The organism is Streptomyces sp. NPDC056486, assembly GCF_042795295.1.
In the GTDB taxonomy this organism is placed as follows: domain Bacteria; phylum Actinomycetota; class Actinomycetes; order Streptomycetales; family Streptomycetaceae; genus Streptomyces.
The window spans coordinates 77028-90811 of the sequence record NZ_JBHTSF010000002.1 but is presented as its reverse complement, the minus strand read 5'-3'; the positions used below and the strand labels follow the sequence as shown (position 1 = coordinate 90811).

The following is a 13784-nucleotide window of genomic DNA, read 5'->3' as shown; positions in this document are numbered from 1 at the left end:
GAGCCAGCCACCATGCCCCCAACCGACTCCCCGCGCGACGCGGTACGCATCCGCGAGATCGCGCCCCGGTTGGCCTTGCAGGACCATGCGGTGCCGACCGATATCAAGATCGAATTCGTGCGGCGCCTGATCGATGCCGGCGTTCGTGCCTTCGAGCTGTCGTCCTTCGTCCGACCCGATCTCGTACCGGGCCTCGCCGACGCCGCGGAGGTGTTCGCCCGCGTGCCGCGGGTGCCCGGGCTCAGCCTCGGCTGCTGCGTCGCCAATCAGCGCGGGCTGGCCCGCGCGGTCGACGCGGGGGCCGACACGGCGTACTTCCTGCTGTCCGCCGACGAGGAGTTCGCCCGGGCCAATACCGGGCGGTCCACGCAGGACTCGTTGCGCGAACTGGAGCGCATGGCCGGGTACGCCGCGGACCGGAACATCGTGCTCGGCACCTACGTCATCTTCGCCTGGGGCGGTCCTGCCGGTCCCGCACGCGGAGGCGATGATCTCGAACCGCTGGCCCGGCGGCTCCTCGACATCGGCGTGGACCGCTGGATCCTCGCGGATTCCTCCGGCTACGCGGCGCCGCCCCAGATCCGCGAACTCGTCACCGCCGCGCTCGCACACGTACCGGCAGGGAACCTGACCGTGCAGATCCACGACGACCGCGGCATGGGTCTCGCCGACCTGCTTCCTCTCCTCGAACTAGGCATCCGCGCCATCGACACCTCCCTCGCCGGCAGCGGCGGCCATCCGGCGATATCCGGCGCCCGGGGCGGCGGGCTGTGCACGGAGGACGCCGTGCAACTGCTTGAACGGTGCGGGGTGGACACCGGTATCGACCTGCCCCGCCTCATCGAAACGGCGAACTGGTTCACCGGCGAGGTCGGCGTACCCGGCAAGGGCTTCGTCCGGCACACCGGTCACGTACCGGGCGCGGCCGAGCCCGGCACACCCCTCGCCTTCACCTGGTGACAGCGACCACCAGCTTCCGTCTTCTCATGGAGGACCAGTGACGAAACCCCGTACGCCCACGATCGTCGTGGCAGGCGCCGGGCTGAGCGGCCTCTGCGCGGCGGTCTCCGCTCGTGAGGCCGGCGCCCGCGTCGTGCTGCTGGAAAAAGGCAGCCGCCAGGACGTCGGCGGGAACGCCGCCTTCTCCGGCGGGCTGTTCCTGTTCTGCTACGACGGGCCGGACGATCTGACGTCGGTCACGGAGGACTTCGAGCCGGGCCTGAAGGCCGACCGGATCGAGGCACCGCCGTACACTCGCCAGGCCTACGCGGCCGAGCTGATGGCGATGAGCGGCGGCCGAGCCGAGCCGCGGCTGGTCGACGAGCTCGCCGAACGGTCGTTGGACACGGTCCGCTGGCTGGCCGCGAAAGGCGTCCGCTTCACGTTCAACCGAACCCTGGGGGCCGCGGTCCGCGACGGCGTCCTGCACATTCCACCCGGCCAGGTACTGACGTGCGTCGGCGAGGGAATGTCCCGCGGGTTCGAGGTGATCCGTCCCCTGCTCGCGTACGCCGAGCGGATCGGCGTGGAAATCCGCTGGTCCGCACCGCTGATGGAGGTGGAGGTGGAGCGCGGCGGCGGCCGGGTCACAGGTGCGGTGGTCGGCGACGGCGGCGAGACGGTGCCCGCCGACGCCGTGGTGATCGCCGCCGGCGGCTTCCAGGGCAGCCGTGAGCTGCGCCGCGAGTATCTGGGTCCGCAGTGGGAGACGGCGCGCCTGCGCGGTACCCGCCTGGCCACGGGCGACGGGATCCAGGCCGCACTTCGCGCCGGGGCGGACAAGGCCGGGGCCTGGACGAGCTGCCATTCGGCCGCGGTCGACCCGACCCAGCCCTCGCCGCAGCGCAGTGAGGCCTCACCTCCGTTCCCGCTGCACGGCTTCTGGCTCGGCGTACTCGTCAACCGCGACGGCGAGCGGTTCGTCGACGAGGGCCCCGGCCCATGGGTCAGGAACTACTCGAAGATGGGCAAGGCGATCATGCGTCAGCCCGGGTGCGAGGCCTACGAGATCTTCGACCAGCGCACCGCGGCCAAGGTGGCCGATGAGTTCGCCGGCGCGGCGGTGCCCATCGTCGCCCACACTGTCCCGGAGCTCGCCGAGCGGATCGGGGTGCCCGCCGACCGGCTGGCGCACACGCTCAAGACGTTCAACAACGCCTGCCCGGCCGGTGACGGCGCAACCGAGGACGGTACAAGGGAAGAGCGCGGCACGGCTGCCCTCACACCGCCCAAGTCCCGCTGGGCCTCGCCCCTCGACCGGCCGCCGTTCGTCGCGTACCACGCCGTCGCGGGGCTCACCTTCACCTTCGGCGGCCTCCGGATCGACCCGGACGGGCGGGCGCTCGGAGCGGACGGGACGCCGGTGCCCGGTCTGTACGCGGCCGGCGAGGCTGTCGGTGGCCTGTTCTACGGCGACTATCCCGGTGGCGCCGCTCTCATGCGCGCCGCGGTGTTCGGCCGCGCGGCCGGACACACCGCCGCGACCGAAACCGAGCCTGCTTCTCGTCCGGCCTGAAGAACACGGAGCAAGCCGGACAAGCACGGGGCGCGGTCGAGTTCGTCGACCCGATGCACAATCGCCTGGCGGCCGCCCAACGATCGGGCGGCCGCCAGGTGGAACCGCCCGATGCCTACCCGAGTCTGCCTCTCGAGGCGGTGATCCGGCGCGTCTACTCCTCGGGCCGGCCAATGTCACGGAGTTCGGTCTCCACCACGACCGCGGCCTGCCGCAGGCGGCCATCAGTGGCGACGATGTCCTCCTGCCCCAGCGTGGCGTTCAACGTTTCGCTGATCTTGAGGACCTCGTTGCTCATCTCGTCCAAGGCGGCCAGGCCTGCCTCGGTGACCTGGAGCGAGAGTGCCCGTTCGCTCTCCGGATGTGCGTCACGGGCCACGAAACCGCGGTTCTCCAGCTGGGTGACGATCCGCGTCATGGTCTGCGGCCGCGCATAGCAGCGGCGTGACAGCTGAGCGAGGCTGAGGTGGGGCTGATTGGCCATGATCCGCAGGGCGGTGTAGCTGGACAGCGTCATCTTCCACGGACGCAGTCGCGTGTTCCCGATTCTGGTGACCGCCCTCTCGAACCGGAAGGCGGCGTCGATCAGCGACGACGCTTCGTCCATGCCGGCGGTGGGCCCGGCCGGCGAGCGACCGTCGTCGAACGGGTTGATGTAAGGCAGCGCGCTTGTCACCCATGCAGCATATGGCCTGCGGGGCCGAAGCATCAGCATGCTTGCACGTTATTAAGCATGCTTGTATTCTATCAGCATGCTTACATCAGTCGACAGTTCAGGCCCCGACGCTGCACGGTTTCGGGCCGTCCTCGGACATTTCCCCAGCGGCATCACCGCCATCACGTCGCGCGATGCGCAGGGCAGGCCAGTGGGCATGACCGTCGCCTCGTTCACTTCGGTCTCACTCGCCCCGCCGCTCGTGGCCTTCCTGCCCGGCAAGACGTCGTCGACGTTCCCGGTCATCGCCGAGCACGGCACCTTCTGCGTGAACATCCTCGCCACCGACCAGGAGCGGATCTGCCGTGCGCTGTCAGTGTCGGGAGACGACAAGTTCGCCGACGTGGCCTGGCAGCCCGGACCGCACGGAGACCCGGTCATCGACGGTGTCGTCGCCTGGATCAGCTGCACGATCGAAGCCGTGCACGACGCCGGTGACCACTACATCGTCATCGGACGGGTCGACGACCTCGACGCCGACAGCACGGCGTCACCCCTGCTGTTCTTCCGAAGCCGCTACGACCACCTCGTATCCGCCTGATCGGCGAGCACCCGCACACCTATGAACATCGGCAGAACATTGCCGGAGGAAGGGCTACCGACATGGACTGCGGAGTTCCACGCGAGCTGATCGACGATCTCGCGGCGGAGTTCGACTCGCTGCAGGCACTCATCACATCGGAGACAGACCTGCGGCGGCCGACTCCGGCTGCCGGATGGGACATCAGAGCCGGCGTGTCGCACCTGATCGGCTGCGATCTGCTGGCCAAGGACGCGATCGCCGTTCCCGATGAATTCCAGCGTGCCCGTCCCACCACGGCAGATGGCCTGACCGAACTCATCGACAGCCACATCGCGGCCCGCCAAGACCTCCCCGTGGAGCAACTGCGACAGGAGTGGACCGACGCCTTCGCGGCACTGTCGCGGGCATTCCAGTCCACGCGCCGGCACCAGAAGGTCCCCTGGTTCGGACCGCCGATGACCCCGGCGACGCTGGCGACAGCTCGCCTGATGGAGTATTGGGCCCACGGCCAGGATGTCGCCGACGCACTCAAGGCCATCCGCCGGCCCACGGACCGGATCCGGCACGTCTGCCATCTCGGGTTCGCCACCTTCGCATTCAGCTTCGCCAACCGCGGCCTGCCCGTGCCGCCGTCTCCACCGCGCGTCGAGCTGCGCCTGCCCAGCGGCCGGCCATGGGTCCGCGGCCCGGAAGACAGTGACGCCCGCATCACTGGCAACGCACTCGACTTCGCCCTGGTAGTCACCCAGCGCAGGCACCGGCTCGACACCTCCCTGACCTGCCGAGGCGAAGTCGCCGAGCAATGGCTCGCCATCGCCCAATGTTTCGCGGGCCCGACCGGCCCGGGGCGGCCACCGAGCGAAGTGTCGTAGCGCCTGCTACTTCGGCGGGTTGTTCAAGTTGGTGCTGTCCTAAGCGTGTTCCGGCAGTCGGCCGGTGTAGCACCGGACGTCGTAGCTGTCGCACCGCGACAAGGGGACCCACAGGAACAGTCACCCCCAGCCGACACGCCCTCCGACCTGCACAGCATCCCGCTACCGCGTTCAACCTCCGGATGACGTGTGCACCGAGACAGGGAGTCCACAGGCAAGGGGTCGGCGAGAACCGTCAAGGGGTCGAGTGGGAGCACGGCCCCTTGCCTCGTACACCAGACCGAGCAGCGGAGACTCTCCGTGGGAGCGACCGGATCGGGTGACCATCCCTCGACCCCCGAGCGACGTCGCCCCCAGGGAGCGGCTCCCCGCTCCCAGAATTGCTCCCGAACACGAAGTAGGGGCCATCCGAAGATGGCCCCTACCTGCGACGTTTCCGTCGGGACGACAGGATTTGAACCTGCGACCCCTTGACCCCCAGTCAAGTGCACGATTCCGGTTCGGAGTTCTGAAGCGCCGTTGACGCCCGTACGACGCCGTATGCGGAAGTACGGGGCCGCTGTGCCCCTCGCCGGCGAGGGGGTCGCGGCCGCCTTCGTGTCCCTCAGGCGTAGGCGACACGCGCCAGCGGGTCGAAGCGGTCTCGGCCAGCAATGCCAACACTGGAAGCGCTGAGATGCCCAAGTTGCGACCCACACCTCATTGAATCCACGGAGATCCGTGTGATCTGAGGACAAGGATAGTGGGTGCGTGGCAGGTTGTGCCTATGACGAACCGGTTGGTCCCCGTACGGGCGGGTGAGGTAGAGCTGCTGGTGGAAGCCGTGCCCGTGCCGGGCTCCGAACCTACGTCGCGGTTGCGGGACGCGAGCCAGCAGGTCGTGGCCTCGTTCGATATGGCACGGGACGCAGTCGTAGAGATCGCCACCTCCACGGCGCAGGCAGTCGGACGGCTACGGGAACAGGCCGTACGGCCCGAGCAGATCGAGGTCGAGTTCGGACTGAAGTTCTCGGCACAGGGGAATGTCATCGTGGCCGGCGCTTCTGGAGAAGCCTCTGTGGTGGTGCGAATGACATACCAGGCATCGACCTCGGACCCACGAGCCTGACGTACTGAAGGCCGGGTCCCAAGGGGGTGGGATGAACGGTTCACTTGGTCATCCCCGGGTCCCGGGGGCCCTTGGGCGAGTCCTGGCCGATGACGGCTCTCCCACAGGCACGTGCTTCCAGGTGACACCCGGTGTCCTGATCACGGCCTGGCACGTACTTGCGAGCCTTGGATGCGCCGAGGTGGGCTCCAAGGTGACGACCGATGCGCTCAACGGCTCGATGTCCCCGGCTCTCTCAAAGGTCGTGGCGACCGACCCCGTATGCGACCTGGCCGTGCTACGCCGCGCGGAACCCCTCCAGGACTCCGTGGTTGGCTGGGCACCGACCGACGGCGTGGAACTGCTGACCAAGGTGATGATCAACGGAGTGCCCGAGGTGGACGACCCCGGGCACAGCTACTCGTTCCTGCACGCCACCGGCACGTGGGAGGGCTGGACCATACGGGACGGCGTGCCGCTGGGGAGGTTGTCGTCCGATGCAGTGCTGCCTGGCATGAGCGGAGCTCCGGTGGTCCGTCTCTCCGACGGGCTTCTGCTCGGCGTGGTGTCCGCGCGCTACAACAGTGCCGACCACTGGTTGCGTGACTCGGTTTGGGTCGCCAGGACCGAGGATTTTACCCACCTGCTGGAGGAATCTGCCCAAGCCACCGTGCAACGGCGGCTGGCGCTCGATACCTTCACCGACGAGGTGGGCACGGTATTGTCCGCGCGCGGCTCCGCCCTGGCGCCCGTCGGTCCCGACACGGCGGAAATTGTCGGCCCCGTCGAAGCGGCCCGGGAAGCCGCCCTCGTCCTCACCGCACTCGACGACTCGTGCCGCGGCATCGGCAGGCTGGAAGATGTCGTGGAGCTGCTCGTCTCGCGTGCCTGCGGCGAAGGGTGGGGTCGGCAAGACGTCGAAGGCTTGCGGCGCAGGCTCCGCCTGCGCGGCCTGGAGCCGAGAGTGCTCCTCACGCGCTGTGCCGACCACGAGGAGGCGGTACGCCGGTGGGCAGAGCCGCTCCCCGGTATCCGTCCGGAACATGAGGTGTCCGACCATGCGGCGCGCGCCTTCCTCGGCAGCCTTCGCCGTGTCCTCGGCGAGGAACTGGAGAGCGGCTTCTTCGCGGAGCTTTCCGCTGCCTGCCGCCGCTTCCTGCGGGAGGCCCTGAATGACAGGGACACGATCCCCCTGTCCGGCTTCCTCCACGCACTGCTGAGCCAACTGCCCACGATCCGCTCCTCGTCGGTGTATCCGGTACTCCTCAGTGCTCGCACCCTGCCGGCAGAGGGCGTGAGTGAGGGTGACAGTGGCAACTGGGAGGATGGACAGGGCCGAACGCCGCTCAGAGCCGGGCCCGTACCCGGCCGCCCTGAACTCGCCTCCGTCGCCGTACAGATGTCCGGCCTGCCTCCCCCAGATTCATGCGTCACCGGCCGCGAGGAGCTCGTGGCCCGGGTCGTCGGTGCGGTCGACCGGCATATGACTCGGCACGGGTCGGCAACCGCGTTCCTGTGCGGACAGCCGGGTGTGGGCACCTCCGTCGTGGCCGTTGATGCCGCCCGCGCGCTCGCTCCCGCCTTCCCGGGCGGAGTGTTCTACGTGGATCTTCAAGGGCTGATGCCGGATGCGAACGCTCGTCCCAACGCCCGTACCGTCGTACGGATTGTGGGGGAGGCTCTGGAGCTCGATCTCGGCTCGGAGATGATGGACGACACCCGGGCGATCACGTCCTTTCTCGGGCAGCTCAACGATCGACGTGTCCTGCTCGTCCTCGACAATGCCCACGACGCCGCCCAGGTGCGGCCCCTGGTCAAGACGCCGCCCGGCTGCGGGCTCATCGTGACCTCACGGGACCGCGCCCAGGACTATGCCGATCCAGGACTCGTTTTCGAGGTCGGGCCGTTGGACCGGAGCGCCTCGGTTAAGGTGCTCACTCGGTGCGCGGAGGGACGAGACTTCGACTCCTCGGATGACCATGTGGCGAACGCCTTGCACCGGCTAGCCCATCTGTGCGACGACGTACCCATGGCGCTGCGTATTGCCGGGGCCCGCATGATGCACCCCACGGGGCTCGCCCCTTCTTACCTCGTCCAGCTGATGGAGACGGAGTCAGAACGGCTGGAAGTCCTGGACTACGGTGACCGGCCCGTGCGCCTGGCGATCCAGCTGAGTCACGACGCCCTCGACCCAGCCGCACGCCGGATCCTCCGGCTGATCACTGCGGCACCCGGATCGGCCATCACCGGGGCGGAACTGGGCCACTGTCTCCAGGCACCTGCGCTGCGGCAGGAGCTCCTGTTGAACCGACTGGTGGACCGGAGCCTCGCGCTGCAGAACCTCGTCCGCATGCCTGCCGGGCAACTGCTGGCCACCTTCCGTCTGTTCGACCTGGTTCGGCTCTTCGCCATGGAGCGACTGCAGAAGGACGAGCCGTCCGAGGCCGTACGCGAATTCCAGCAGGCATCCGTGTCGTATCTCTGTGCGCGGCTGACCGAGATCACCAACCAAACGCACGGGGCCCAGCTGTCGGGCGAGCTCGATCCCACCCGCTTCCACGCGGCCCAACGGCTCGCACAGGACAACGAATGGCTGGACCTCGCCGCGGACCTGGCAATCGGCCTGCACGTCCTGTACACGGCGCGCGGTGAACTCGACGCCGTCATAAGCGTCAACAACGATCGTATCGCCCTGCACCTGCGACAGGGCCGACCCGAGGAGGCGGTCAAGACCTGCCTGCTCAACGCCGACACTCTGCGCGGGGCCGGGGCGTCCGGCCCTGCCGCCGATGCTGCACGCCGAGCCGCCAGCATTGCCAGGGAGTATCAGATCCACGCACGCGTCGCCGAAGCCGAGTTCAGGCTCAGCCTCATCCTGTGGGACCAGGAAGAATGGGCCGATTCGCTGGCCGCGGGTGACCGGGCGGTCACGACGCTCACCTCGGCGAACCGCTCGGCCGCAGCTGTTCCCGTCGCAATCAACAACTGCCGCATCGCCCGCCGGATGGACGACCTGGATCTCGCACTTCGGTGGGGCCGTACCGCCACGGACCTGGCAGACCGTTGGAGTGCCGCTGACTACCGCGCCACGGCATGCAACGAGCGCGGTCTCGCCGAGGACGACGCAGGAAACACCAGGGCGGCGCTTGTTCTCTATCGCCGCGCGGCGACTCTGTGGGAAGAAATCGACAATCTGGGCAACGCAGCCAACGACTACGACAACGCGGCTCGCACCGCCCAGAGCCTCGACGACGCGGCGACCGCGGTTCATCTGCAGCAGCTCGCCGCCGACCTTTGGCACCGCGGCGAGCTCTACTCCAGATCCCTGGAAGCTCTTATTGACGCAAGCTCGCTGTACGCCGAGCAGCAGGCGCATGAACAAGTCACTCGAATCCTCGCCCGCGCCGAACGCCTGGCACTGAGCGTCGCCTCGACCGCACCCGCCCTCCTGCGCTGCGAAGTACTCGTACGCCACGCGGCGGCCCGCCTCTTTCACCACGACCCCGACACCGGGCCCTCACCGGGCCACGACATCGAGGACCCCCGCACAGCGGAGGAAGAGACCGCTGAGGACGAGGAACTGGCCCGCGTTCGCGCCGTTCTGACCCGCCACCAGGCGGGCAAACTCACCGAACGCAAAGCCCAGCGTGAGGTCCGCTCCCTGCTCACCACCCGCACCCGCAATTGGGCACCGCAAGATCCTCCCTGGGTGTACGAGGATTTAGGCCAGGAGGCGGTGGACCACCCCGTCCTAGAGGCCTGAACACCGTGACGCAATCCAGTGGGTGCCGGAAACTCGGCTACCGCTGCTGACCTCGGCCTTGCGATCGAGGCCAGGCAGGACGACACCTGAAGGGTGTCTTAACTCCGCATGGGCCTTGATCTGGTGCTTTGGTGAGGCCTGCGGACGCGGCATGCTCGCCTCTTATGGCTCTGCGACTGCTGTACATGTTCCTCTGCCAGATGCTCGGCTGGCTCGTTCTCTGCGGCCGGTCCAGTCGATCCAAGGACGCAGAGATACTCGCGCTCAGGCACGAGGTCGCCGTGCTGCGCCGTAACGCCCCGCGCCCTCGACTGTCGTGGGCCGACCGCGCGATCCTGTCCGCCCTGACCCGGCGCCTGCCCGCACTGCTGCGCCGGCGACGACTGGTCACCCCCGCCACCCTCCTGGCCTGGCACCGCCGTCTGGTGCGCCGCAAGTGGCGACAGCCGCCGGCCAGGCCGGGCCGTCCACCGTTGGCCGATGACCTCACCACGCTGATCCTGCGCCTGGCGAAGGACAAACCGACCTGGGGCTACATCAGGATCCAGGGCGAACTGCGCCGCCTGGGCCATCGCGTCGCGGCAGCGACCATCCGCCGGGTCCTGCACCGCAACAAGATCCCACCCGCGTCGGTCCGCGCCACCGAGCAGAGTTGGCGCGCCTTCCTGCACACCCAGGCCAACACGCTACTGGCAACCGACTCCTTCCACATGGACTGCACGATCACCCTCAAGCGCTTGTACATCTTCTTCGTCATGGAGACTGGCACCAGGACCGTCTACGTCCCCGGTGTCACCGCACATCCCACGGGAGACTGAATAACCCAGCAGGCCCGCAACCTTTACCTGCAGCTCGAGGACCGAGCACGCCTGTTCCGCATTCTCATCAGGGACCGCGACGCGAAGTTCACCGCCGCCTTCGACGCGGTGTGCACCAGCAACAGCACTCAGGTCCTGAAGACCGCACCGCAGGCACCGAAGATGAACGCCTTCGCGGAACGGTGGGTGCGCACGGCCCGGAGCGAGTGCACCGACCGGATGCTGATCTTCGGCGAAAGGCACCTGCGCACCGTGCTGGGCCAATACACGAGGCACTACAACACAGGTAGGGCTCATCGAAGTCTGAAGCTACGAGCGCCAGGAGACGACCCCACCATCGCCCCCTTCCCCGCAGACCGCATCCGACGCCGAAAGATCCTGGGCGGACTCCTCAACGAGTACCACTGAGCCTCCTGACGAACCATCACCCAAGAGCCACTAACACCCAGCTCACAGCACATACGAGGGTTTTGACACCCTTCAGGCGAGGGTCTGCACCATGAACTTCACGGTGGACAGCAGCTCGCCGGTACGCGGGTGGCGGGCGGTGAGGTCCATCGCGGAGAACGCGCCGTCGTGGATACGCACGGCGAGACGGTCGCGGTGCAGGACGTCGAGCACGTCGAGAATGTGCCCGGTGCCCCGGACGAGGCGAAACATCTCGGAGATGTGGACGGTGTCACCCGGCCGCGCGTACGTCAGCAGCTCGCCGAACTTCGGCCGCTGGAGCGGGTGGAGGCGGCTGGAGGTGCCCGGGTCCTCCTCGAAGGCGACCGGGTCCTCGATCCCGGCCTCGTCCAGGACGAGGTTCTGCCGGGCGGTGGACTGCTGGTCGGTCGAGACCCTCTTGTAGACCAGGTTCGCCACCGAGGGCCCCTTCCGTACGGAGGATCGGACCCTATCTGTCTCCAAACCCTGTCAGCAATCACCATCGGATCTGATTGGCTTCGCACCGTCCCGAACCCCCGGATTGCACGGGTTCATTGGCCGCAGCGGCCGCCTGTCGTCAAACGATCGTTTGCCGACAGGTAGACGGTTTCGCAGGGGAGGGGCATCCGGTGCCGTGCGGGTCTCAGCCGGTGAGTGTCTGGGTTCCCACGACGGAGAGCAGGGCGAGGCGTTGGGCGTCCTCGGTGGCGGGTCTGGCGGTGTAGGCCATGATCCGCAGGTGGTTGCCGGCGACGTGGAGGACGTCACAGTCCAGGGTGAGGGTGCCGACGGTGGGGTGGTCGATGGTTTTGCGGCTCGACTGGTGCTCGGCGGTGGTGCCGGTGTCCCAGAGATCGGCGAAGCGGGCGCTTCGCCGTCGGAGCTGGGTGATCAGGTCGGTGAGCGCGGCGTCGTCCGGGTAGAGGGCGCTGGTGCGGCGGAGGTCGGCGGCGAGGAGCTGCTGGAGGGCGCCGTTGGATTCAGGGGTGTGGCGCACGCGGGTGGTGGAGGTGACGAACGCCCGCCACGCGGCGTTGAGGTCGGGCCCGGACCACGCTCCTATCAGCGCGGTGTACAGCGGGTTGGCCAGCAGCTGGGTCCATGTGGCGTCGTAGACGGCGACGGGCGTGGAGTCCAGGCGGTCCAGGATGCGGTGGACGCCGGGGGTGATGTGGCGGGGCACGGTGCCGGGTCCGGGCACCGCGAGTCCGGCGAGCCGGAACAGGTGCTCACGTTCACCGCTGTCCAGGCGCAGGGCGCGGGCGAGCGATTCGATGATCTGTGGGGAGGGATTGCGGGCGCGTCCTTGTTCGAGGCGGACGATGTAGTCCGCGGAGATCCCGGCGAGCTGGGACAGTTCCTCGCGCCGCAGTCCGGGGGTGCGCCTGCGGCCACCGCCGGAGAGTCCGGCCTGGTCAGGGGTGACTCGGTTGCGCCAGGCATGCAGGGCTTCGCCGAGTTCGGTGGTGGGCATTCCGCCATCGTGACAGAAAGAGCTTTTGCCTAGCCTGGTACTGATAATCCCAGGAAAGAGAGTCGACTACCTATTCACCCGAATAGTGCGGATGCTGGGATTCATGAACGAAACCTCAGCGGCATCCCAAGACACTCCCGTCGTCGGATTCATCGGCCTGGGCGACCAGGGTCTGCCGATGGCCCGCGCGGTGGCGGAGGCCGGCTTCCCCCTGCGGGTCTGGGCCCGGCGCCCCGCCTCCCTGAAGCCCCTAGCGGGTACTCCCCACGAGGCGGCGGACTCGGTCGAGGACCTGGCAGCCGCGTGCGACATCGTTGCCCTGTGCGTGGGCACGGACGAGGACGTCGAGCGACTCGTCACCCAGATGCTGCCGCACCTGCGCAGCGGTGCCGTCCTCGTCAACCACGGCACCGGCGTCCCGGCCACCGCCACCCGTCTGGCCGAGCAGTGCGCGGCCCACCAGGTCGCGGTGCTTGACGCGCCGGTCAGCGGCGGCCGCTCGGCGGCCGAGGAGAAGCGGCTGACCTGCATGGTCGGCGGGCCCGACACGGCGTTCGAGCAGTGCTGCCCGGTGTTCGAGGCGTTCTCGGCCCACGTCCTGCACCTCGGGCAGGCCGGCGCGGGGCAGACGGCGAAGCTGTTCAACAACGCGCTGCTGATACTCAACCAGCGCTCGATCGCCGACATCGTCGCCCTCGCCGCCCAGCTCGACCTCGACCTCGGCTCGCTGGTGGACGTGCTCAAGCTCGGCAGCGCCTCCAGCGCCGCCCTGAGCCTGCTGAACACCATGGTCCGCCCCGACAACGTCGAGCACCTGTCCACGGTGGAAGCCCTGGACACGGAGCTGTTCGACCAGGCCATGCGCGACGCCGGCATCGAAGCCGGGGAGGTCACGGAGCGGGGCCTGTCCGGAGCCCGCGGCCTGCCCGCACTGCTGACCCTCCTCAACGGCTGAGGCCGTCATGGACAGCATCAGCGAGGTCACTCAGCTCGTCCTGCGCGAGCGCCAGAGCCGCGACCGCGGCTGGTACACGCGGATGGCCGCCCGTTACAGCGCCGACAGCCACATCCGGATGAGCTGGTTCACCGGCAGCGGCGCCGACTTCACCGCCCGCACCCGCAAGATGGCGCACCGCGGCGACATCGCCGTGCACCGGCTGGGCCCGCCAGCCGTCCACGTGGCGGGCGACAGGGCGCTGGCCGAACTGCCGCTGGTCATCGAGTGGCGCCATCGAGGTGGACGGCGTCGAGGCCGACCTCGCCTCCTCCTGCCCCTCCCAGTACCGCGCCCGCCGCGATGCGGACGGGGTGTGGCGCATCGTCGCCATCACCTCCGTCTACGAGAAGGACACCCTCACCCCCGTCCTTCCCGGCACCACCCTGCGCCTGGACCCCGCGGAGCTGGCCCACTACCGGCCCTCCTACCGGTTCCTGTCCTGGTTCCTGAACCGCCAGGGCTACCCCCTGGACGGCGATGACCTGGGCGACGACCAGCCCGAACGCGTCGCCGAGCAGTACCGCAGCGAGTTCGCCTGGCTGCACCGGACCCCCACCGACCCGGCCGCCTGAGCCGCGTCCCCCGAAAGGA

12 protein-coding genes, 1 tRNA gene and 2 pseudogenes are annotated in these 13784 nt (G+C 68.5%); 11 read left to right on the top strand and 4 right to left on the bottom strand.

What is annotated here, in order from left to right; translation table 11 throughout:
- Window positions 1-12: 12 nt before the first annotated feature.
- On the top strand, window positions 13-960 hold the full coding sequence (locus ACFQ7F_RS01645) for a pyruvate carboxyltransferase (RefSeq protein WP_383264428.1): 948 nt from the start codon (window positions 13-15) through the stop codon (window positions 958-960).
- Window positions 961-997: 37 nt separating this feature from the next.
- Window positions 998-2515 (top strand): FAD-dependent tricarballylate dehydrogenase TcuA, encoded by a 1518-nt coding sequence (tcuA, locus tag ACFQ7F_RS01640; protein WP_383264425.1) that lies wholly within the window; start codon window positions 998-1000, stop codon window positions 2513-2515.
- 154 nt (window positions 2516-2669) lie between these two features.
- On the opposite strand, the gene ACFQ7F_RS01635 is transcribed toward tcuA, so the two are convergent.
- A complete protein-coding gene (locus ACFQ7F_RS01635; protein WP_383264422.1) occupies window positions 2670-3191 on the bottom strand; it encodes a MarR family winged helix-turn-helix transcriptional regulator in 522 nt (173 codons plus the stop codon).
- 76 nt (window positions 3192-3267) lie between these two features.
- Here ACFQ7F_RS01635 and ACFQ7F_RS01630 point away from each other — a divergent pair, with 76 nt between their 5' ends.
- A complete protein-coding gene (locus ACFQ7F_RS01630; protein ID WP_383264419.1) occupies window positions 3268-3771 on the top strand; it encodes a flavin reductase family protein in 504 nt (167 codons plus the stop codon).
- A 62-nt stretch (window positions 3772-3833) separates the two neighbouring features.
- Window positions 3834-4625 (top strand): TIGR03084 family metal-binding protein, encoded by a 792-nt coding sequence (locus ACFQ7F_RS01625; protein WP_383264416.1) that lies wholly within the window; start codon window positions 3834-3836, stop codon window positions 4623-4625.
- 439 nt (window positions 4626-5064) lie between these two features.
- Here ACFQ7F_RS01625 and ACFQ7F_RS01620 read toward each other — a convergent pair.
- A tRNA-Pro gene (locus tag ACFQ7F_RS01620) sits at window positions 5065-5199 on the bottom strand.
- Between the two features lie 192 nt (window positions 5200-5391).
- On the opposite strand from ACFQ7F_RS01620, the gene ACFQ7F_RS01615 reads away from it, so the two are divergent.
- The 4 genes from ACFQ7F_RS01615 (at window position 5392) to ACFQ7F_RS01600 (ending at window position 10701) form a co-directional block, all read left to right on the top strand.
- A complete protein-coding gene (locus tag ACFQ7F_RS01615; protein WP_383264414.1) occupies window positions 5392-5733 on the top strand; it encodes a CU044_2847 family protein in 342 nt (113 codons plus the stop codon).
- Window positions 5734-5764: 31 nt separating this feature from the next.
- Complete coding sequence (locus ACFQ7F_RS01610) at window positions 5765-9475, top strand: trypsin-like peptidase domain-containing protein (RefSeq protein ID WP_383264411.1); 3711 nt, start codon at window positions 5765-5767, stop codon at window positions 9473-9475.
- Between the two features lie 164 nt (window positions 9476-9639).
- Entirely contained in the window at window positions 9640-10293 is a 654-nt protein-coding gene (locus tag ACFQ7F_RS01605; RefSeq protein WP_383264408.1) for an IS3 family transposase, read from the top strand.
- Between the two features lie 108 nt (window positions 10294-10401).
- Entirely contained in the window at window positions 10402-10701 is a 300-nt protein-coding gene (locus ACFQ7F_RS01600; RefSeq protein ID WP_383264406.1) for an integrase core domain-containing protein, read from the top strand.
- A 75-nt stretch (window positions 10702-10776) separates the two neighbouring features.
- On the opposite strand, the pseudogene ACFQ7F_RS01595 reads toward ACFQ7F_RS01600, so the two are convergent.
- Both ACFQ7F_RS01595 and ACFQ7F_RS01590 read right to left on the bottom strand, forming a co-directional pair.
- Window positions 10777-11160 (bottom strand): annotated as a pseudogene (locus ACFQ7F_RS01595) (recombinase family protein); the annotation flags it as partial.
- A 205-nt stretch (window positions 11161-11365) separates the two neighbouring features.
- Window positions 11366-12196 (bottom strand): helix-turn-helix transcriptional regulator, encoded by an 831-nt coding sequence (locus ACFQ7F_RS01590; RefSeq protein WP_383264403.1) that lies wholly within the window; start codon window positions 12194-12196, stop codon window positions 11366-11368.
- Window positions 12197-12299: 103 nt separating this feature from the next.
- On the opposite strand from ACFQ7F_RS01590, the gene ACFQ7F_RS01585 reads away from it, so the two are divergent.
- The 3 genes and pseudogenes from ACFQ7F_RS01585 (at window position 12300) to ACFQ7F_RS01575 (ending at window position 13765) form a co-directional block, all read left to right on the top strand.
- Window positions 12300-13151 (top strand): NAD(P)-dependent oxidoreductase, encoded by an 852-nt coding sequence (locus ACFQ7F_RS01585; protein ID WP_383264400.1) that lies wholly within the window; start codon window positions 12300-12302, stop codon window positions 13149-13151.
- A 7-nt stretch (window positions 13152-13158) separates the two neighbouring features.
- Window positions 13159-13359: pseudogene (locus ACFQ7F_RS01580) on the top strand (hypothetical protein); the annotation flags it as partial.
- A gap of 73 nt (window positions 13360-13432) precedes the next feature.
- On the top strand, window positions 13433-13765 hold the full coding sequence (locus ACFQ7F_RS01575; RefSeq protein WP_383264860.1) for a hypothetical protein: 333 nt from the start codon (window positions 13433-13435) through the stop codon (window positions 13763-13765).
- The last annotated feature ends 19 nt before the right edge of the window (window positions 13766-13784 follow it).